The sequence below is a fragment of the Oryzihumus sp. JJN4-3R genome (genome assembly GCF_057747915.1).
On the sequence record NZ_CM173229.1, the window covers coordinates 1,138,466 to 1,158,161 of the forward strand.

The window sequence follows — 19,696 nt, forward strand, 5'->3', positions numbered from 1 at the left end:
CTGGTAGCCGCCGAGCAACCCAACCGCCGTCGGTGCTCGTCGCTCGGAACTCACCGCCGCGGGCCGAGCGCGCCGGGTGCGCACGCGGCATACGGGCTCGGTGGAGCGGGAAGCCGGCGCAACCGCGTCGGCCGGGGACGGGTGGGCGGTTAGGCTTCCGGCATGTCCGTCGAGCTGTCCGTGGTCGTCCCGATGTACGACGAGGCGGAGGTCCTGCCGCTCCTCGTCGAGCGGCTGCGCCCGGTCCTCGACGCGACCGGGGCGACCTACGAGGTCCTCGCAGTCGACGACGGGAGCAAGGACGCCACCCCGGTGCTGCTGCAGCGCTACCGGCACGACTGGCCGCAGCTGCGGGTGCTGCGCCTGCGGGCCAACGCCGGGCACCAGGCCGCGATCTCGGCGGGGCTGGCCAACGCGCTCGGCGACTACGTGGCCACCATCGACGCCGACCTGCAGGACCCGCCGGAGGTCATCGGCCAGATGCTCGAGGTGGCCCGGCGCGAGGGCGTGGACGTCGTCTACGGCGTGCGCTCCGACCGCTCCACCGACTCGGCGTTCAAGCGCGGCAGCGCCCGGGCGTTCTACAAGCTGCTGCGCGGACTCAGCCAGACCTCGGCCCAGGTCGACGCAGGCGACTTCCGCCTCATGTCCCGCGCCACGGTGCAGGCGGTCAACGCCCTGCCCGAGCACCACCGCGTGCTGCGCTTCGTCGTGCCGGCGCTGAACTTCCCCTCCGCCTCCGTCGGCTACCGCCGGGAGGAGCGAGCCGCCGGGCGCTCGAAGTACCCCCTCGCCCGGATGGTCAAGCTCTCGATCGACAGCATCACCGGCTTCTCGACCGCTCCCCTGCGCCTGGCGACCTGGTGCGGCATCGGCGGCGGGATCGCCGCGATCCTGCTGCTGATCTACGCGCTGGTGGCGCAGCTGCGCAACGAGACCGTCGCCGGCTGGACCTCGACCGTCGTGGCCGTCGCCTCGGTCGGCGCGATCCAGCTGCTCTGCGTGGGCATCCTCGGGGAGTACGTCGGGCGGATGTACACGATGATGCAGGGCCGCCCGTCCTACTTCGTGGCCTACGACTCGGCCGCCGAGGCCGGGACCGCCCAGACCACCCAGCCCGCTCCGCAGACCCAGGCTGAGCCCACGGCGCCGGCCGCCCCGGCCCGTCCTACGCCAGTCGGCGAGCAGTCACGAGCAGGCTGACGCCGGGCAGGCCCTTGACCGGCAGGTAGCGCTCGGCGGTGATGATCGTGCGCAGCCCGGCGTTGACCACCGGGTGCAGGTCCTCGAGGTCGCTGCCGTTGGAGGAGCGCCGGCGCAGCGCCACGACGGGGCGCAGCAGGACGTTCCACGACGTCATCGACTCGATCTCGAAACCGTTGCGCTGCAACAGGTCCCGCAGCGTCGGCCGGGTGTAGCGGCGCACGTGGCCCACCGCCTCGTCGTGGGCGGACCACAGGCGCGGGTCGCACGGCACGGCGACGAGGAACGTCCCGCCGGGACGGAGCGCGCGGTGGATCTCACGGGCGCAGGCATCGTCGTCGACCAGGTGCTCCAGCACGTCGAACGCCACGACGAGGTCCATGGCCCCGTCCTGCACCGGCAGCAGCGTCGCGTCGGCGCGCATGACCGGCAGGCCACGCTCGGCCGCGACCTGGGCACCGTCGGCGCCGTACTCCAGCGCCGCCGCGTCCCAGCCGAGGTCACGCAGCACGCGGGTGTTGCCGCCACCGGCGGCCCCCACGTCCAGGGCGCGCCCGGGCGTGGCCCCCTTGAGGGCAGCGGCGAGCAGGTGCCGCCGCTCGCGATACCACCAGTGGGTGTCCTCGAGCGCGGCCAGCTTGCGAACCTCAGTGCCTTCCACGAGCGGCCATCCTGCCAGTCGCACGGTCAGGGACGAACTTGGCCGTCCCCCTCGACGACCCACTTGGTCGTCGTCAGCTCCGGCAGGGCCATCGGGCCGCGGGCGTGGAGCTTCTGCGTGGAGATGCCGATCTCGGCGCCGAAGCCGAACTCCCCGCCGTCGGTGAACCGCGTCGAGGCGTTGACCATCACGGCCGCGGCGTCGACCTCGGCGACCCAGCGCCGGGCGGCGGCGCGGTCCTCGGTGACGATCGCCTCGGTGTGGCCGGTGCCGTAGCGCCGCACGTGTTCCAGCGCCTCATCGAGGCTGTCGACGACGTGCGCGCTGATGTCGAGGGAGAGGTACTCGCGCGCATAGTCCTCCTCGGTCGCCGGCTCGTATGCCGTGCCCGCGGCGTCCGCGAACACCCGCACCTGCTCGTCGCCGTGCACCCGCACGCCCGCGCCGCCGAGGGCGGCCAGCGCCTTGGGCAGGAAGTCGGCGGCGACGTCGCGGTGCACGAGCAGCGACTCGGCGGCGTTGCAGACGCTGGGCCGGTGCACCTTGGAGTTGACCGTGATGGCCAGCGCCTTGTCGAGGTCGGCGGCCGCGTCGACGTAGACGTGGCAGTTGCCGACGCCGGTCTCGATCACCGGCACCGTCGACTCGCGCACCACGGTCTGGATCAGGTCGGCGCCACCGCGCGGGATGAGCACGTCGACCAGGCCACGCGCCGTCATCAGGGCGCGCACGGCGTCGCGGCCGCCCTCGTCGAGCAGCTGCACGGCGTCGGCCGGGATCCCTTGAGCCGCAAGGGTCTTGCGCAACACGTCGACCAGCGCACGGTTGCTCGACGCGGCGGCGGACCCACCCCGCAGGATGACGGCGTTGCCGCTCTTGAGCCCCAGCCCGGCGGCGTCGACGGTCACGTTGGGCCGGGCCTCGTAGATCATGCCGACCACGCCCATCGGGACCCGGACCTGCCGGATCTGCAGGCCGTTGGGCAGGGTCGAGCCGCGCACGACCTCGCCCACCGGGTCCGGCAGCGCGGCGATGTCGCGCAGCGCCTGGGCGACAGCGTGGACCCGCGCCTCGTCGAGGCGGAGCCGGTCGACCAGCCCCTCGGACAGCCCGCCGGCCCGGCCACGCTCGACGTCCTCGGCGTTGGCGTCGACCACCTGCGGCGCGGCGGCCTCGAGCGCGGCGGCCATCGCCAGCAGCGCGGCGTCCTTGTCGGCACGCGAGAGCAGCGCCAGGCGCCGCGACGCCTCGCGCGCCCGGCCGCCCAGCTCGGCGACGTGGGCGGTCACCTCGGGATCGATCGGAGCCATGGCCTCAGCGTATGCCGCCCGCTCGCCTCCCCTGCCAGTCGTTTCGTCCCGCGGACAGCGGCTTCACGGCAGCCTCTCCCCGGGGCCCTCCGTCCCGCGCCGCTGAGGTCGGTGGGTCAGAGGAGGACCAGGTCGTCGCGGTGGACGACCTCGCGCTCGTACGAAGGGCCCAGCTCGCGGGCCAGCTCGTGCGTGGTCCGCCCCAGCAGCCCCGGGAGCTCGGAGGAGTCGTAGTTGACCAGCCCGCGCGCCACGGCGTGCCCGTCGAGCCGGCACAGGTCCACCGGGTCGCCGCCGTCGAAGGTGCCCTCGACCGAGACGATCCCCGCCGGCAGCAGCGACTTGCGCCGCTCGACGACCGCGCGCACCGCCCCCGGGTCCAGCACCAGACGCCCGCGCGGGGTGGTGGCGTGCGCCAGCCAGAGCAGCCGGGACGCGCGACGGGACCCGGTGGGCGCGAAGAACGTGCCGACGTCCTCCCCCGCCAGCGCCGCCGCGGCCTGCGCCGTCGAGGTCAGCACCGTCGGGATCCCCGCACCCGTCGCGATCGCCGCCGCCTCGATCTTGGTGGCCATCCCGCCGGTGCCGACCGAGGACCCCGAGCCGCCGATGCGCACGTCGACCAGCTCGTCGGCATGCGTCACCACGGGGATCCGCGAGGTGCCCTCGCGGCTCGGCGGCCCGTCATACAGGGCATCGACGTCGGAGAGGAGGACGAGCGCGTCGGCGTGCACGAGGTGCGCGACGAGCGCGGCGAGCCGGTCGTTGTCGCCGAAGCGGATCTCGTGCGTGGCGACCGTGTCGTTCTCGTTGACGACCGGCACGACGCCGAGGTCGAGCAGCCGGTCGAGGGTGCGCCGCGCGTTGGCGTAGTGGCTGCGCCGGGTGACGTCGTCGGCGGTCAGCAGCACCTGCCCGACCGTCAGCCCGTGGGTGCCGAAGGCATGGCTGTATGCCGCGACCAGGGCTCCCTGCCCCACGCTGGCTGCCGCCTGCTGCGTGGCCAGGTCCCGCGGGCGCTTGGCCAGCCCGAGCGGGGTGAGCCCGGCGGCGATGGCGCCCGAGGACACCAGCACCACCGACGACCCCGCCTCGCGACGGGTCGCGAGCACCTCGACGAGGGCGTTCAGCCGCTCCACGTCGAGGCTGCCCCCGTCGCGGGTCAGCGAGCTGGACCCGACCTTGACCACGAGCCGGTGCGCCGAGCGCACCTGGCTCCGCCCCACGCTGCTCATGGACGCAGCCTAGAGATCCTCGTCGTCCTCCGAGGCGGCGTCCGCCCAGTGACCGGCCTTGCGCTCGGCCGCGAGCTCGTCGCGGGCCGCCGTCTTGGCCGCACGCCGGGCGGCGTAGTCCTCGCGCTTCTGGTCACGCGTGGGGCGGTGCGCGTCCTCGAGGCGCAGGTCGGTGCCACGGGGGCCCGCCAGCAGCTCGGCGCCGGCGGACATCGTCGGCTCCCAGTCGAAGACGACGGCGTTGTCGGTGGCGCCGATGACGACGGTCGCCCCGGCCACGGCACCGGCCTTGAACAGCGCCTCCTCGACGCCGGCCCGGTTGAGCCGGTCGGCGAGGTAGCCCACGGCCTCGTCGTTGGAGAAGTCGGTCTGGCGGACCCAGCGGGTGGGCCGCTCGCCGACGACGCGGAAGATCTCGCCGTCGGGGGTGTTCTCCCGGGTGACGGTGAAGCCGCTGTCGTCGACGGCCTTGGGCCGCAGCACGATCCGCGGGGCCTCGACGACCTCGACGGCCTTGCGGTGCTCGGCGACGTGGCGGGCCATGGCGAAGCCGAGCTCACGCAGCCCGGTGCGGGCGACGGCGGACACGATGAAGACCTCCAGGCCGCGGGCCTCCAGGTCGGGCTGGACCATCTCGGCGAGCTCGCGGGCCTCGGGCACGTCGGCCTTGTTGAGGACGATGATGCGGGTGCGCTCGGACAGCGGCTTGCCGCCGAGGGACTCGTCGGCGACGTACTGGCTGAGCTCCTCCTCGATGACGTCGAGGTCGCTGAGCGGGTCGCGGTCCGGCTCCAGCGTGGCGCAGTCGATGACGTGGACCAGCACCGAGCAGCGCTCGACGTGACGCAGGAACTCCAGCCCCAGGCCCTTGCCCTGGCTGGCCCCGGGGATCAGCCCGGGCACGTCGGCCACGGTGAACCGCTCGGAGCCGGCGGTGACGACGCCGAGGTTGGGCACCAGCGTCGTGAACGGGTAGTCGGCGATCTTGGGCCGGGCGGCCGAGAGCACCGAGACCAGGCTGGACTTGCCGGCCGAGGGGTAGCCGATGAGCGCCACGTCGGCGAGCGTCTTCAGCTCGAGGACGACGTCGCAGGACTCACCCGGCTCCCCGAGCAGCGCGAACCCGGGGGCCTTGCGGCGCGGCGAGGCCAGCGCCTTGTTGCCCAGGCCGCCCCGGCCACCGCGGGCGATGACGTAGGTCGCGCCCATGCCGACCAGGTCGGCGAGGACCTCACCGTCGGCGCCCTTGACGACAGTGCCCTCGGGCACCGGCAGCACCAGGTCGTCGCCGTCGGCGCCGTTGCGCTCGTCGCCGGCACCGGGCTTGCCGTTGGTGGCCTTGCGGTGGGGGTGGTGGTGGTAGTCCAGCAGCGTCGTGGACTGCGGGTCGACGACGAGGACGACGTTGCCGCCGCGACCGCCGTTGCCGCCGTCAGGGCCGCCCAGCGGCTTGAACTTCTCGCGGCGCACGGACGCGACGCCGTGCCCGCCGTCACCAGCGGCGACATGCAGGACGACACGGTCAACGAAGTTCGCCATCAGGGCCTCTCATCGGGGTGGAGCAGAAACAACGCGAGGGGGCGGGCCAGGCGGCCCACCCCCTCGCGTCGAGGTACGTGCGTCAGCGAGTGTTACGCGGACTCGCCGACGGAAACCGTCTCGGCGGGGACGATGTTGACGGTCTTGCGGCCCTTCTTGGTGCCGAACTTGACCGCACCCGCGACCAGCGCGAACAGCGTGTCGTCGCCGCCACGGCCGACGCCGTCACCGGGGTGGAAGTGCGTGCCGCGCTGACGGACGAGGATCTCGCCGGCGTTGACGGCCTGGCCGCCGAATCGCTTAACACCAAGCCGTTGGGCGTTGGAGTCGCGACCGTTGCGCGTCGAGGATGCACCCTTCTTGTGTGCCATGTTCTAAACCCGTTCTCGTTCGTAAAGGCGAGGCTCAGGCCTCGATCGCGGTGACCTTGACCTGGGTCGAGTGCTGACGGTGACCCTGGCGCTTCTTGTAGCCGGTCTTGTTCTTGTACTTCATGATCGTGATCTTCGGGCCCTTCGTGGCCTTGACCACCTCGGCCGTGACCTTCACCTTGGCGAGCTTGGCAGCGTCGCTGGTGACGGTCGAGCCGTCAACGAGGAGGAGCGGCGTGAGGTCAACACGGTCACCGGCCGCCCCGTTCACCTTGTCGATGATGAGGACGTCGCCGACGGACACCTTCTCCTGACGGCCGCCAGCGCGGACGATCGCGTACACGATGAGCTCACTCTCTTACGTCGTTCGGGGTACAGCGCGCCTCTTCATTCCTACCGGCCCGTGAAGACAGGCACGGTGGGCGCACCGAAGGATCAGGGTACTTGGTGGGCGCCTTGCTCAGCAAACTCGCCCTGGGCGCCATCCGTGCTCACCGAGCGCGGCGGGCCGGCCGGTGCCACCACGCGCGCCCGCTTGCGGCGACCGCGGGGCGCCGGGGCGGCAGCGGCCTCGGCGTCGGGCTCTGCGGCCGGCGCAGCGGTCTTCGCCGGCTCGGCCTGCGTGGGCTCCGGCTGCGAGGGCTGGGCGGCCTCGGCCAGGTCGGTGGCCGGCTTCCCGGCCGGCTTCTGGGCCGGCTCCTTCGCCGGCTCCGCGACCGGCGCCTCGACGGTCACCGCGGTCGCGGCCTCCTCCGAGACGGCCTTGGCCTTGCTGGAGGCCCGGCGACGGCCCTTCCGCGCCGGGGCGGCCTTCGGGGCAGCCTCGGCAGCCTGGGGCGCCTGCTCGCTGACGGTCTCGGCCTCAGCCTCGGGCGAGACCTCGGCGGCAGGCGTGGTGGCGGCCCCGGAGGCCTGCTCGGTCACGCCCTCGCCGACGACGACGGCCTCGACCGCCTTGGCGGCCTCCTCGGCCACGGTCTCGGCCTCCTCACCGGCGTGGGAGGCGTGCAGCGCCGCCGCGTGCGCGGCGGCCGCGATCTGGGCCGGGGTCGGGCCCGACGGCGTGTGAGCGGGGGCCGCCTGCTGCTGGCCCTGGCTGCCCGCGGAGGAGGCAGCGGTATCGCGCCCGCTCCCCTTCCCGCGCCGGCTGCGGGAGCGACCGGAGCCGGACTCACCGCCCCCGGCGTTGTTGCCACCGGTGTTGCCGCCGCCGTTGCCCGAGGGCTTGTCGACCGGCTCGGCGTGGACGATGATCCCGCGGCCGTTGCAGTGCTCGCACGACTCGGAGAAGACCTCGATCAGGCCCGTGCCGACCCGCTTGCGGGTCATCTGGACCAGGCCCAGCGAGGTCACCTCGGCGACCTGGTGCTTGGTGCGGTCGCGGCCCAGGCACTCCAGCAGGCGCCGGACGACCAGCTCGCGGTTGCTCTCGAGCACCATGTCGATGAAGTCGATGACGATGATGCCGCCGACGTCGCGCAGCCGGAGCTGGCGCACGATCTCCTCGGCCGCCTCGATGTTGTTCTTGGTGACCGTCTCCTCGAGGTTGCCCCCCGAGCCGACGAACTTGCCGGTGTTGACGTCGATGACCGTCATCGCCTCGGTGCGGTCGATGACCAGTGAGCCACCGGAGGGCAGCCAGACCTTGCGGTCCATCGCCTTGGCGAGCTGCTCGTCGACGCGGTGGTGGGCGAAGACGTCGCTCTCGCTCGTCCACTTCGTCAGGCGACCGGCGAGGTCGGGGGCGACGGAGTGGATGTAGTCGCTGACCGTGGACCATGCGGAGTCCCCGGACACGACCAGGGAGGAGAAGTCCTCGTTGAACACGTCGCGGATGACCCGGACGGTCAGGTCCGGCTCGCCGTGCAGCAGCGACGGGGCGTTGGCGCTCTTGGCCTTGGCCTGGATGTCCTCCCACGCCGCGGTCAGGCGCTCGACGTCGGCGCGCAGCTCCTCCTCGCTCGCCCCCTCGGCGGCGGTGCGGACGATCACGCCGGCGTTGTCCGGCACGACCTCGCGCAGGATCTTCTTCAGGCGCGCCCGCTCGGTGTCGGGCAGCTTGCGGGAGATGCCGGTCATGTTGCCGTCCGGCACGTAGACCAGGTAGCGCCCCGGCAGCGAGATCTGCGAGGTCAGGCGGGCGCCCTTGTGCCCGATCGGGTCCTTGGTCACCTGCACCAGGACCGTGTCGCCCGAGCTGAGGGCGTTCTCGATGCGCTTGGCCTTGTTGTTCTCCAGGCCGGCAGCGTCCCAGTTGACCTCACCGGCGTAGAGCACGGCGTTGCGGCCCTTGCCGATGTCGACGAACGCGGCCTCCATGCTGGGCAGGACGTTCTGCACCCGGCCGAGGTAGACGTTGCCGGCCATCGAGGCGTTGCTGGTCTCGCGCGAGACGTAGTGCTCCACGAGGACGCCGTCCTCGAGCACACCGATCTGGGTGCGGTCGTCCTTGTGGCGCACGACCATGACGCGCTCGACGCTCTCGCGGCGGGCCAGGAACTCGGCCTCGGTGATGATCGTGCGGCGACGGCCGGCCTCGCGGCCCTCGCGGCGACGCTGCTTCTTGGCCTCCAGGCGGGTCGAGCCCTTCAGCGCGGTGACCTCGTCGCGCTGCGCGCTGCGGGGCTCGCGCACCCGGGTGGTGGTGCCCGGCTCGTCCTCGCCCTCACCGTTGCCGCCGCTACGACGACGACGGCGACGACGACGGCTCGAGGCGCCCTCGCCGGACTCCTCGCCGTGCTCGCCCTCGGCCGGGCCGGTATCGCCGCCACGGTCGGCGGCGGACTCGGCCTCCTCGGCGGACTCGCCCTGCTCGGCGCCGGACTCGGCACCCTCGCCGCCGCGGCCCCGACCACGGCCCTTGCCGCCGCGGCGCCGGCGACGGCGACCACCCTCGGCACCACCGTCGCCCTGGTCGGCCTGCTCGGCCCGCTCGCCCTGCGCAGCCTCCGCGGGCTCGGCGGCCGGCTCGGCCTGCTCCGACGCGGGCCCGGCCTGCTCCTCGACGTGCTCGGGCGTGGACGCCGGCGCGGTCGCCCGGCGCGAACGGCGACGGGTCACGGCGGTGGCGTCGGGCGCCTGGAACAGGACCCCGAAGCTCGGCACGACCGGTGCCGCCTCCTCGGCGGTCTCGGTCTCCTCCTCCTCGGGGACGACCGGCTCAGCCTGCGGCGCGGCCTCGGCCGGCGCAGCGGTCTCCTGCGCAGCCGCCGACACCTCGACCTCGGGCGCCTCGGCAGCCTCGGTCCCGGTCTCCACGGCCTGCTCGGCAGCAGCCTGCTCGGCCGCGGCCTTCTTGGCGGTCTTGCGCGGGGCGCGCTTGGCCGTCTTCTTGGCGGCGGCCTTCTTCTTCGGCGCCGCAGCCTCCGGCACGGCCTCCCCGGCCACGGCCTGGCCCTCGGCCGGCTCCGTGCCCGCGGCGGACGCGGAGACCTCGGGCGCCGTCGTCGCCGACGCGTCGCTCTCCGCAGCCGTGGTCTCCGGCGCGGTGGCCTTCTTCGCGCTCTTGCGCGGGGCGCGCTTGGTCGCCTTCTTGGCGGCGGCCTTCTTCTTCGGCGCCTCGGCGGGCGCCGTGGTCCCCTCCGTGCTGACGGCCTCGTCGGCGGGAGCCGATGCCGGGGCGTCGTTGGAGAAGAGGTTGTCGTTGGATGCCATCTGGCGTCCTCCTGTCACCCACGGGGCGAGGACCACACCCTGGACCTTGAAGGCCCTCGTCGCCGCGCGGTGCTGGTGGCGTCGTCCGTGCCGCAGGGAGCGGTCCGGACGGAAGTCGTATCGCTACACCCGGGAGGCTCGCGCGGGGACGCGCGTCACCACCTCAGGCGCCGCCGCCGCCCAGGTCGGCAGCCAAGGGATCGGCCACCGTCGCGGTTGCGGTCTGCAGTGGTCCCTGCGCCAGCCGGGTCACCAGGGGTGGTGTCGGCGGCGCGAGGTCAGCCACTGCGCGCAGCGCGCTCAGGACGTCGTCGGGGCGTACGGCGGGTGTGGTGTGCCGCACGACCACCCGCAGTATCGCACACGAGTCGTCCTCACCCGGCCCTGCTGTGAGAGACACGACGGCCTCCCGCACGTCGAACGTGCGCGGACCGGACTTCATCATGCGGGTGACCTCCACCCGTTCCTGCCCGAGGAGGGCGGCGGCCGCGCGCTCGAGGTCCGCGACCGGCATACCGCGGAAGAGCAGCACCCAGTCGCTGGCCTGGAGCCGGTCGGCGAGCGCGCCGGGGGTGGCCTCGACGACCTGGAGCACGTCCAGGCCCTCGGGCAGCGCCTCGTCCAGGGCGGCGCGCAGCCGCTCGGGGTCGACCCGCTCGGTCACCGAGATCTCGACGTACTCGGCCTCGCTGGCCGTGCCGGTCGGCGCGGCGTTGGCGTAGGAGATCTTCGGGTGGGGGTGGAAGCCGGCGGAGAAGGCCATCGGCACGGCCGCCCGGCGCAGCGCGCGCTCGAGGGCGCGCTGGAAGTCACGCGTGGAGGAGAAGCGCAGGCGGCCCCGCTTGGCGTAGCGGATCCGCAGCTTCTGCACCGCCGGCGCGGGGGCTGGTCCTTCAGGTACACGCTGGCGAGCCATGATGCCGAAGGCTACCGGCCACCAAGTCCTGTCCCGCCCCTGCCCCGACCTTGACCCCGGGTTGACCGCCCCCTTGCCGCCGGGCTGCGAGCGTCCTATCGGCCCGACCGGGCCTCACAGGACACACACAAGGAGAACACTGTGCCGACCCGCAGTCTCGCCCTCACCTCCGCCGCGGCCCTGGCCGTCGTGGCCGCCGCCCTCAGCGCAGGATCGGCCCAGGCCGCCCCCGCCCCGTCCTCGGCGCCGGGAGCCCCGGCCGCCGTCCCGGCCGCCGCCACCGCCACCTCGGCGCGGATCCTGTTCGACAACGGCCATGCCGAGACGGCCGGCAACGCCGACTGGATCATCTCGACCTCGATCCCGAACCCCTACAACCAGAACTCCTCCCCCAGCTCCGAGACCGACTGGACCGGGGCGATCTCCTCCTGGGGCGTCTCGCTGGCGCAGTACCCCACCTACTACCCCACGCTGCGCACGACGACGTCGGCGCTGACCTACGGCACGACCGGCAGCCTTGACCTGAAGAACTTCGACGAGCTGGTGATCCCCGAGCCCAACACCGCGTTCACCGCCGCCGAGCGCACCGCGATCATGCAGTTCGTGCAGAACGGCGGCGGCCTGTTCCTCATCACCGACCACGACCAGAGCGACCGCAACAACGACGGCGTGGACAGCGTCGACATCGCCAACCAGCTGTTCACCAGCAACGGGGTGGACAACACCAACCCCTTCGGCATCACCGTCGACTACAAGAACTACTCCAGCGAGAACGAGACCAACATCCCGACGGCCGCGAAGACCCATCCGGTCATCGACGGCCCGTGGGGCGTGGTGACCGGCAGCATCCTGCGCGGCGGGACGACGTTCACCATCTCCACGAGCAGCAACCCCAACGCCCGGTGCCTGCTCTACCGCAACGCCGTGTCCAACACCGGCTCCACCGGCTGCTTCTTCGCCGTGAGCCAGTTCGGCTCGGGCCGGGTCGCCCTGTGGGGCGACTCCTCCCCCGTCGACGACGGGACCGGCCAGAGCGGCAACACCCTGTATGACGGGTGGAACGACCCGCTGGGCACCGACGCCGAGCTGGCGCTCAACGCCACGGACTGGCTGTCCCAACTGTCCTGACCGGACCGGGCGACCGACGTCGTGTCACTTTCGGCGCGTCCTGACACCCGAACGCCCGCGAGGTAGGTCGAGCGTGCACCGGCGCGCGAGTTGTGCCCGCCAGGCAACCATCCGGGTGGCATCCTCGTCCATGGGGTGACCGCACGGTGCGGTCGGGTCAGGAGGGGTCGTCATGGTGTGGGTCTTCCTCGGGGTCGCCGCCCTGTTCCTCCTCCTCGCCGCCGCGCTCCGGGGGAACCGGAGCAGGTCGCGGGACGAGCTCGGCTCCGACGTCATCGACTACGACTACGAGGCGCGCCGGGGTGGCGGCGGCTTCGGCGGGATCTGACCCATCCGGTCGACCAAAGGGGCGACACAGCACGAGGCCGCCCGCACCCTCCGGGGTGCGGGCGGCCTTCGCCTGTGCCGGCATGGCGGGTGGCTCAGTGCGTCTCGAGCAGCTGGTCCCGGCCGGAGTTGAGCACGGTCAGCGGCAGGAGCGTCTTGCCGGTGGGTCCGATCTCGATCTCGGTGCCCATCTGCGGGCACACGCCACAGTCGAAGCACGGCGTCCAGCGGCAGTCCTCGACCTCGGTCTCGGACAGAGCGTCCTGCCAGTCCTCCCAGAGCCAGTCCTTGTCCAGGCCCGAGTCCAGGTGGTCCCAGGGCAAGACCTCGGCCTGGTCGCGCTCACGGGTGGTGAACCACGCGACGTCGACCGGCTCGTCGGCCAGCGCCTCGGCGGCGCAACGCATCCAGCGCTCGAAGGAGAAGTGCTCGCTCCAGCCGTCGAAGCGCCCGCCGTCGCGCCAGACCGCTTCGATGACCTTGCCGACGCGGCGGTCACCGCGCGAGAGCAGTCCCTCGACGATGCCGGGCTCGCCGTCGTGGTAGCGGAACCCGATCGAGGAGCCGTAGCGCTTGTCGGAGCGGATCGCCTCGCGCAGCTTGGTCAGGCGCGCGTCGGTCTCCTCGGCGCCGAGCTGCCCGCACCACTGGAACGGCGTGTGCGGCTTGGGCACGAACCCGCCGATGGAGACGGTGCACCGGATGTCCCGGCGCCCGCTGACCCGCCGGCCGGTCTCGATGACCTTCTTGGCCAGCTCGGCGATCTGCAGCACGTCCTCGTCGGTCTCGGTCGGCAGGCCGCACATGAAGTACAGCTTCACCTGCCGCCAGCCCGCGCCGTAGGCGGCGGCCACCGTGTTGATGAGGTCCTCCTCGGACACCATCTTGTTGATGACCTTGCGGATCCGCTCGGAGCCGCCCTCGGGGGCGAACGTCAGGCCGGAGCGGCGACCGTTGCGGGTCAGCTCGTTGGCCAGGTCGATGTTGAACGCGTCGACGCGGGTGGACGGCAGCGACAGCCCGGTCTGGGTGCCCTCGTAGCGGTCGGCCAGGCCCTTGGTCAGGTCGGCGATCTCGGAGTGGTCGGCGCTCGAGAGCGAGAGAAGGCCCACCTCCTCGAAGCCGGTGGCGGCCAGCCCGCGCTCCACCATCTCGCCGATGCCGGTGATGCTCCGCTCCCGCACGGGGCGCGTGATCATGCCGGCCTGGCAGAAGCGGCAGCCGCGGGTGCAGCCGCGGAAGATCTCCACGGACATCCGCTCGTGGACCGACTCGGCCAGCGGCACGAGCGGCTGCTTGGGGTAGGGCCAGGCGTCGAGGTCCATGACCGTGTGCTTGGCGACCCGCCACGGCACACCGTGCGCCGCCGGGGCGACGCGCTTGATCCGGCCGTCGGGCAGATAGTCCACGTCGTAGAACGCCGGCACGTAGACCCCGCCGGTGCGGGCCAGGCGCATCAGCAGCTCCTGGCGGCCGCCGGGCCGACCCTCGCCCTTCCACGTCGTGACGATGTCGGTGATCTCCAGGACCGCCTGCTCGCCGTCGCCGATCACGGCGGCGTCGATGAAGTCGGCGATCGGCTCGGGGTTGAACGCCGCGTGCCCACCGGCCACCACGACCGGGTCCTCGTCGCCGCGGTCACGCGCGTGCAGCGGGATGCCCGCGAGGTCGAGGGCGGTGAGCATGTTGGTGTAGCCGAGCTCGGTGGAGAAGGAGAGCCCGAACACGTCGAAGTCGCGCACGCTGCGGTGCCCGTCGACGGTGAACTGCGGGACGCCCGCGGACCGCAGCTGGGCCTCCATGTCCGGCCACACGGCATACGTCCGCTCGGCGAGCGCGTCCGGGCGCTCGTTGAGGACTTCGTAGAGGATCATGACGCCCTGGTTGGGCACGCCGACCTCGTAGGCGTCGGGGTACATCAGCGCCCACCTCGCGGTGAGCTCCTCGCCGCCGGGACCGAAGCCCCCGCAGTTCCAGTCCTTGACGGTGGAGTTCAGCTCACCGCCGACATACTGGATCGGCTTGCTCACCTGCTCCAGCAACGGCTCCAGGGCAGCAAAAAGGGACTCGCCAGGCATGGGCTCAAGGGTAACCCGCCCCGCGCCGTGCCCTCGAACGCCGCGGTGTGCCGTGGCGCGCCAAGGTTGGCGGGGTACCGTGCGCCGGGTGAGCCGATCGCGGCCGAGCCCGCGCCCTGCCACCCGGTGGCGCTCCCGTCGACGCTGGGTCCTGGTCCTGCTGTCCTCGCTGGCCCTGCTCGCCACGGCGCTGCTCACCGCCGCGGGTACGGCGGACCCTCCCGCCCCACCGCAGCGCGGGGCCGGCGGCCCGCTGCGGGTCGTCGGCATCGGGGACTCGGTCACCGCCGGGAACGCCTGCAACTGCGTCGACTTCGTCCGCCTGTATGCGCGGGCCCTCACCTCCCGGGGCACCCCGGCCACGGCGAGCAACCTCGGCGCCGGCGGGCTGACCAGCACCCAGCTCCTGGACGAGCTGGGCCGGCCGGGGCCGCTGCGCGACGCGGTGGCCGGTGGCGACGTGCTGCTCGTGACCATCGGCGCCAACGACCTCTACCCCGCCCTGCAGCAGTGGAGCAGCGGCGGCTGCCCGCAGAGCTGCTGGGGCCCGCAGGTGGCCCGGGTCGGCGCCACCGTGGGACAGCTGGTCTCCCTCGCGAAGCAGCTGCGCGGCGACCCCCACGAGCAGGTCCTCGTCACCGGCTACTGGAACGTCTTCGACGACGGCGACGAGGCTGCGGCGGCGCGGGGCACGGCATACCTGGCCTGGAGCGACCGGCTCAGCCGGGCGCTGAACGCGGCCCTGTGCGACGCGGCGCGGCGCACCGGGGCGACCTGCGTGGACCTCTACACCCCGTTCAAGGGCGACGGCAGCCGCAACCCGACCCCCCTGCTGGCGGCCGACGGCGACCACCCCAACGCCGCAGGGCACCGGCTCATCGCCGGTGCCCTGCTTGCCGCGTCGGGCCGCTGATCGACGCGGGGTCTAGGCGTGCAGGTGCACGGACAGCCAGTCCAGCGCCTGCGGGAGCTGCGCACGCCAGGTGCTGAAGTTGTGCCCGCCGTGGTCGACGATGAGCGAGTCGACCCGGGTGGGCGGGCGCGCCGCCCCGAGGAAGGCCCTCGTGCCGCGGTAGCCGGTGATGCCGGGCTCCTCCCGCGAGATGGTCAGCAGCAGCGAGACGGGCGGCGGCGGCAGGTGCGTGATCCGCCACTGCAGGTCGTTCAGCTCGCGCACGACGCTCGAGCCGCCCCACAGGTCGCCGGTCGTGCCGTCCTGCAACGTCGTGAAGTAGCCGGAAAGGGCCACGGCCGAGGTGAACACCTCGGAGTGGGTCAGGGCCATCTTCACCGCGCAGTAGCCGCCGGTGGAGTCGCCGATGGCGCCCCAGCCGAGGGGACGCACCCGCGCCAGGTGGCGGACCGCCTCGGGCACGTCGGCGGTGAAGAAGGTCAGCGCCTGCGGCCCGGCGGGGACGTCGGTGCACTCGGTGTCCCGGGGCGGGGCCACGGTGGGCCGCAGCATCACGAGCACCATCGGGCCGGCCCGGCCCGCGGACAGCTGCTTGAGCAGCGCTCCGGGGTAGTCCAGCCGCGTGACCAGGCTCTGCTCGTAGCCCGGGTAGCCGGTCAGCACCTCGGCCGCGGGGAAGGCGCGGTGGGCGAACGCCGGCTGGAAGTACTGCGGGGGCAGGTAGATCATCGCCGGCTCGCTCAGCTGCGAGCGCGGGCCGGACAGGACGACCGACTCGAGCCGCCCCCGGGTGGGCCATTGGGCCTGGGTGGTCCACCCGGGGGCGATCCGCACCCCCTGCCCGGCGGCCATGGTGCTCACCACGCGCACCGCCGCCGGAGCGACCTGGTTGCCGGCGCGGCCCACCGGGTGGACCGCGTCAGCCACCACCCGCCCCGCGGTCGAGGACCCGCCGACCAGGTCCGACCACGAGGAGTAGAAGTAGCCGTAGTCGTTCAGGGCAGCCGCGACGAGCAGCACCGCGGTGACCTGGCAGAGCAGCAGGGAGGCCGCGCGCTGCACCGCACGCACGGCGCGGGGGCCGCGCCAGCGCGACCAGAGCACCGCGGCCAGCACCGGCGACCCGACGGCGAGGACGCCGAGGAGGACGAGCAGCGGTGCGCCCAGCAGCGACATCGGCCCCTCCCTCACGGCGCCCGCCCCGGCTCGGCCGCCGGGGCGTGACTGCCCACGCGGCCGAGTGTGGGGCCGGCGGCTGGGAGAAGCCTGCAGACACCCGGTGAGTCACCTCAGGGGCGGGGCCACGCCCGCCCCTGAAGGGGCAGGCTCGCCCCGGGAGGGGCAGGCTCGCCCCGGCAGGGCGGGCGGCTCAGGTCTGGTAGAGCGCGTCGAGGTCGGGGCGGAAGCGGTCCTCGACGACCCGGCGGCGCAGCTTCATGCTGGGGGTCAGCTCGCCCTCCTCGATCGAGAGGTCGCGCGGCAGGATGATGAAGTTCTTGATCGTCTCCCACCGGTTGAGCCGGCTGTTCAGCTCGTCGATGTGCTCCTGCACCATGGTGCGGCAGGCGGTGGAGGTGACCATCTCGCGGTACAGGCTTCCGGCCAGGCCGTGCGCCACACCCCACTCGGTGATCGCGTCGTAGTCGAGGGTGATCAGCGCCGTGACGAAGTGCCGGCCCTCGCCGTAGACCATGAACTGGCTGACGTAGGGGCAGATCCCCTTGAACATCGCCTCGATCGCCGAGGGGGCGACGTTCTTGCCCTGGGAGGTCTTGAACAGGTCCTTCTTGCGGTCGGTGATCCGCAGGAAGCCGTGCTCGTCGATGCTGCCGATGTCGCCGGTGTGCAGCCAGCCGCCCATGTCCAGCGCCTCGGCCGTGGCCTCCGGCTGGTTGAGGTAGCCCTGCATGACGCCGGGGCCCTTGATGAGCACCTCCCCGTCGTCGGCGATGAGGACCTGGGTGCCCGGCACCGGCCAGCCGACGGTGCCGGGGATGTAGGAGCCGGGGCGGTTGACGAAGGAGGCGGCGCTGGTCTCGGACAGGCCGTAGCCCTCGAGCACGGGCATGCCGACCGCGTCGAACCAGCGGGCGATCTCGGGGTCGAGCGCCGCGGAGCCGGAGATGAAGAAGCGCACCCGCCCGCCGAAGCGGTCACGGATCTTGTGCAGCACCAGCTTGTCGGCGATGGCGTGGCGGGCGGCGAGCATGCCGTGCGGCTTCTCCCCCCGCTGGCGCAGCTCGGCCACCTGCCGGCCCACTCCGATGGCCCAGCTGAACAGCCGGGCTTTCTCCCCGCCCTCGCCGGCGACCATCGTGGTGATCTTGCTGTAGGCCTTCTCGAAGATCCGCGGCGCCGCGCCCATGAAGGTCGGCTGCACGTCGGGCATGTTCTCCACGATCCGGTTGACCCGGCCGTCGACGGCGGTGGCGAAGCCGACCTGCAGCGGCAGCACCAGCAGCATCTTGCCGAAGACGTGGGCCAGCGGCAGCCAGAGGTACTGCACGTCGTCCTCGTCCAGCAGGCCCAGGGAGTCGATGCCCGCGACGGTGTAGGTCCAGGAGTTGTGCGTCAGCCGCACACCCTTGGGCTTGCCGGTGGTGCCCGAGGTGTAGATGACCGTGGCCAGGTTGTCGGGGCGGATCCGCGCGATCCGCCGGTCGACGGCGTCCGGCTCGGCGGAGAGCAGGCGCCGGCCGAGGGCCTCCAGGTCGGCCAGGGTCAGGACCCAGCCGTCGTCGCCGTAGGCCTTGCCGTCCATGACGATGACGCGTTCGACGTCGGGCAGCTCCCAGCGGTGCTCCCGCAGCTTGACCACCTGGGTGACGTCCTCGGCGATGACGATGCGGCTGCCGGAGTCGCCCACGATGAAGGCGCTGTCGCGGGCCGCCGTCGTCGGGTAGAGCGTGGTCGTGGCGGCGCCGGCGAGCATGACCGCCAGGTCGGAGAGCACCCACTCGATCCGCGTCTGGGAGGCGACCGCCACCCGGTCCTCCGGCTCGATGCCCAGGGCGATCAGGCCCGCCGCGAGCACGTCGACCCTGGCCGAGACCTCCTCCCAGGTCATCGACACCCACTCGTCACCGGCGACGTAGCGGAAGGCCTCGGCGTACGGGCTGGCCTTGACCCGGTCCCGGAACAGGTGCGCGACGGTGGGTGCGCGGTCCTGGATGACGGCGTGGTTGACCTGCTCGTCCTGCACCGACGGTCTACCCATGCGGTGGCACCTCCGGGGTGGTGTGACGCCTCGGTCGTGAGGCGGGCTCGACAGCTCCCGGCCCGGCGGGGTGTCCGGGCCGACCCGGAATCCTCCCAGCGTCTGCTCAGGGAGTAAAGACCCTGACAAAAGTGGACAAGTCGGACACGCCGATTCGACCCCTCTGGTATGCCGGGTGGTCGCCTACGAGGGGACGATCGAGGTGAGCACGGTCCGGCACTGCTCGACGTCGCGGGCCATCTGCTCCAGCAGCTCCTCGACCGAGTCGAACCGCTCGGTCGGGCGCAGCCGCTCGACCAGCTCGACGGCCACCTGCTCGCCGTAGAGGTCCAGGTCGGTGCGGTCCAGCACGTAGGCCTCGACCCGTCGCTGGTGCCCGTCGAACGTGGGGTTGGTGCCGATCGAGACCGCCGCCGGCATGACCCGGTCGGCGTCGTCCTCGGACCGGTCCAGGCGCAGCAGCCACCCGGCGTAGACGCCGTCGCCGGGGACGAGGCCGCCCATCTCCTGGCTGAGGTTGGCGGTGGGGTAGCCCAGCTCGCGGCCGCGGTGGTCGCCGTGCACGACCGTGCCGGCAACCCGGTGCGGGCGGCCGAGGATCTGCGCCGCGGCGGCCACGTCGCCGGCCGTGACCAGCTCGCGGACCTGGCTGGAGGACCAGCGCCGCTCCCCTCCGAGGTCCTCGAGCACGACGACGTCGAAGCCGTGCTTGGCGCCCAGCTCGCGCAAGGTGGTGACGTCGCCGGAGTTGCGCACGCCGAAGCGGGTGTCCTCCCCCACGACGACCGCGGTCGCGCCGAGCGCCTCGACGAAGACCTCCTCGACGTAGCGCTCCGGCGTCCACCCGGCCAGCTCGGTGGTGAACTCCTGCACGAGCACCGCGTCGAGGCCGGTGCCCTCGAGCAGGTCCAGGCGCAGCTCCAGCGGCGTGATCGTCTCCGGCGCCTTCTCGGGGCGCAGCACCGCCACGGGGTGGGGGTCGAACGTGACGGCAACCGCCAGCGCCCCCCGCTCGCGGGCCTGCTCGATCACGGCGCCCAGCACGGCCCGGTGGCCACGGTGCACGCCGTCGAAGTTGCCCAGCGTCACCACGCTCGGGCCGAAGCCCTCAGGGATCTGGGTCAGGTCGGTCCATCGCAGCACG

General features: G+C 72.8%; 16 protein-coding genes. 4 read left to right on the forward strand and 12 right to left on the reverse strand.

Annotated features, from left to right (window positions below):
* Nucleotides 1-162 precede the first annotated feature (162 nt).
* Complete coding sequence (locus tag AC3ANM_RS05075; protein ID WP_488287057.1) at nucleotides 163-1,203, forward strand: glycosyltransferase family 2 protein; 1,041 nt, start codon at nucleotides 163-165, stop codon at nucleotides 1,201-1,203.
* Here AC3ANM_RS05075 and AC3ANM_RS05080 read toward each other — a convergent pair.
* The 8 genes from AC3ANM_RS05080 to AC3ANM_RS05115 form a co-directional block, all read right to left on the reverse strand.
* Nucleotides 1,169-1,864 (reverse strand): class I SAM-dependent methyltransferase, encoded by a 696-nt coding sequence (locus AC3ANM_RS05080; protein WP_488287058.1) that lies wholly within the window; start codon nucleotides 1,862-1,864, stop codon nucleotides 1,169-1,171. The genes AC3ANM_RS05075 and AC3ANM_RS05080 overlap by 35 nt on opposite strands.
* A gap of 26 nt (nucleotides 1,865-1,890) precedes the next feature.
* Nucleotides 1,891-3,174 (reverse strand): glutamate-5-semialdehyde dehydrogenase, encoded by a 1,284-nt coding sequence (locus AC3ANM_RS05085; protein WP_488287059.1) that lies wholly within the window; start codon nucleotides 3,172-3,174, stop codon nucleotides 1,891-1,893.
* A gap of 116 nt (nucleotides 3,175-3,290) precedes the next feature.
* Nucleotides 3,291-4,409: a glutamate 5-kinase gene (proB, locus tag AC3ANM_RS05090; protein ID WP_488287060.1), complete on the reverse strand. Its 1,119-nt coding sequence runs from the start codon at nucleotides 4,407-4,409 to the stop codon at nucleotides 3,291-3,293.
* Between the two features lie 9 nt (nucleotides 4,410-4,418).
* Nucleotides 4,419-5,948 carry a GTPase ObgE gene (obgE, locus tag AC3ANM_RS05095; RefSeq protein WP_488287061.1) on the reverse strand — a complete coding sequence of 510 codons (1,530 nt, stop codon included), beginning with the start codon at nucleotides 5,946-5,948 and terminating at the stop codon, nucleotides 4,419-4,421.
* Between the two features lie 92 nt (nucleotides 5,949-6,040).
* Entirely contained in the window at nucleotides 6,041-6,319 is a 279-nt protein-coding gene (rpmA, locus tag AC3ANM_RS05100; RefSeq protein WP_488287062.1) for a 50S ribosomal protein L27, read from the reverse strand.
* A 34-nt stretch (nucleotides 6,320-6,353) separates the two neighbouring features.
* The gene (rplU, locus tag AC3ANM_RS05105) at nucleotides 6,354-6,662 is read right to left on the reverse strand and encodes a 50S ribosomal protein L21 (RefSeq protein WP_488287063.1); all 309 of its coding nucleotides are present in this window, start codon (nucleotides 6,660-6,662) and stop codon (nucleotides 6,354-6,356) included.
* A gap of 92 nt (nucleotides 6,663-6,754) precedes the next feature.
* Entirely contained in the window at nucleotides 6,755-9,973 is a 3,219-nt protein-coding gene (locus tag AC3ANM_RS05110) for an Rne/Rng family ribonuclease (protein ID WP_488287064.1), read from the reverse strand.
* Between the two features lie 163 nt (nucleotides 9,974-10,136).
* A complete protein-coding gene (locus tag AC3ANM_RS05115; RefSeq protein WP_488287065.1) occupies nucleotides 10,137-10,889 on the reverse strand; it encodes a TIGR03936 family radical SAM-associated protein in 753 nt (250 codons plus the stop codon).
* 141 nt (nucleotides 10,890-11,030) lie between these two features.
* Here AC3ANM_RS05115 and AC3ANM_RS05120 point away from each other — a divergent pair, with 141 nt between their 5' ends.
* A complete protein-coding gene (locus AC3ANM_RS05120; RefSeq protein ID WP_488287066.1) occupies nucleotides 11,031-12,017 on the forward strand; it encodes a hypothetical protein in 987 nt (328 codons plus the stop codon).
* A 172-nt stretch (nucleotides 12,018-12,189) separates the two neighbouring features.
* A complete protein-coding gene (locus AC3ANM_RS05125) occupies nucleotides 12,190-12,345 on the forward strand; it encodes a hypothetical protein (RefSeq protein ID WP_488287067.1) in 156 nt (51 codons plus the stop codon).
* Between the two features lie 94 nt (nucleotides 12,346-12,439).
* Here the strand turns inward: AC3ANM_RS05125 and AC3ANM_RS05130 are convergent, their stop codons facing one another.
* Nucleotides 12,440-14,422 (reverse strand): TIGR03960 family B12-binding radical SAM protein, encoded by a 1,983-nt coding sequence (locus tag AC3ANM_RS05130; protein WP_488287068.1) that lies wholly within the window; start codon nucleotides 14,420-14,422, stop codon nucleotides 12,440-12,442.
* An 88-nt stretch (nucleotides 14,423-14,510) separates the two neighbouring features.
* Here AC3ANM_RS05130 and AC3ANM_RS05135 point away from each other — a divergent pair, with 88 nt between their 5' ends.
* Entirely contained in the window at nucleotides 14,511-15,335 is an 825-nt protein-coding gene (locus tag AC3ANM_RS05135; protein ID WP_488287069.1) for an SGNH/GDSL hydrolase family protein, read from the forward strand.
* Between the two features lie 12 nt (nucleotides 15,336-15,347).
* Here AC3ANM_RS05135 and AC3ANM_RS05140 read toward each other — a convergent pair whose 3' ends face one another.
* From AC3ANM_RS05140 to AC3ANM_RS05150, 3 genes are all read right to left on the reverse strand, one after another.
* Nucleotides 15,348-16,511, reverse strand: a complete 1,164-nt coding sequence (locus AC3ANM_RS05140; protein WP_488287070.1) for an alpha/beta hydrolase — start codon at nucleotides 16,509-16,511, stop codon at nucleotides 15,348-15,350.
* A 193-nt stretch (nucleotides 16,512-16,704) separates the two neighbouring features.
* The gene (locus AC3ANM_RS05145) at nucleotides 16,705-18,552 is read right to left on the reverse strand and encodes an AMP-dependent synthetase/ligase (protein WP_488287071.1); all 1,848 of its coding nucleotides are present in this window, start codon (nucleotides 18,550-18,552) and stop codon (nucleotides 16,705-16,707) included.
* A gap of 183 nt (nucleotides 18,553-18,735) precedes the next feature.
* Complete coding sequence (locus AC3ANM_RS05150; RefSeq protein WP_488287072.1) at nucleotides 18,736-19,695, reverse strand: bifunctional riboflavin kinase/FAD synthetase; 960 nt, start codon at nucleotides 19,693-19,695, stop codon at nucleotides 18,736-18,738.
* Nucleotide 19,696: the final 1 nt, after the last annotated feature.

What these genes read in the sequence shown, in the direction of transcription:
- AC3ANM_RS05130 (WP_488287068.1), bottom strand. Translation starts at nt 14,422, where the DNA reads ATGCCTGGCGAGTCCCTTTTTGCTGCCCTGGAGCCGTTGCTGGAGCAG.
- AC3ANM_RS05145 (WP_488287071.1), bottom strand. Translation starts at nt 18,552, where the DNA reads ATGGGTAGACCGTCGGTGCAGGACGAGCAGGTCAACCACGCCGTCATC.
- obgE (WP_488287061.1), bottom strand. Translation starts at nt 5,948, where the DNA reads ATGGCGAACTTCGTTGACCGTGTCGTCCTGCATGTCGCCGCTGGTGAC.
- AC3ANM_RS05115 (WP_488287065.1), bottom strand. Translation starts at nt 10,889, where the DNA reads ATGGCTCGCCAGCGTGTACCTGAAGGACCAGCCCCCGCGCCGGCGGTG.
- AC3ANM_RS05110 (WP_488287064.1), bottom strand. Translation starts at nt 9,973, where the DNA reads ATGGCATCCAACGACAACCTCTTCTCCAACGACGCCCCGGCATCGGCT.
- proB (WP_488287060.1), bottom strand. Translation starts at nt 4,409, where the DNA reads ATGAGCAGCGTGGGGCGGAGCCAGGTGCGCTCGGCGCACCGGCTCGTG.
- rpmA (WP_488287062.1), bottom strand. Translation starts at nt 6,319, where the DNA reads ATGGCACACAAGAAGGGTGCATCCTCGACGCGCAACGGTCGCGACTCC.
- AC3ANM_RS05125 (WP_488287067.1), top strand. Translation starts at nt 12,190, where the DNA reads ATGGTGTGGGTCTTCCTCGGGGTCGCCGCCCTGTTCCTCCTCCTCGCC.
- AC3ANM_RS05085 (WP_488287059.1), bottom strand. Translation starts at nt 3,174, where the DNA reads ATGGCTCCGATCGATCCCGAGGTGACCGCCCACGTCGCCGAGCTGGGC.
- AC3ANM_RS05075 (WP_488287057.1), top strand. Translation starts at nt 163, where the DNA reads ATGTCCGTCGAGCTGTCCGTGGTCGTCCCGATGTACGACGAGGCGGAG.
- AC3ANM_RS05140 (WP_488287070.1), bottom strand. Translation starts at nt 16,511, where the DNA reads ATGTCGCTGCTGGGCGCACCGCTGCTCGTCCTCCTCGGCGTCCTCGCC.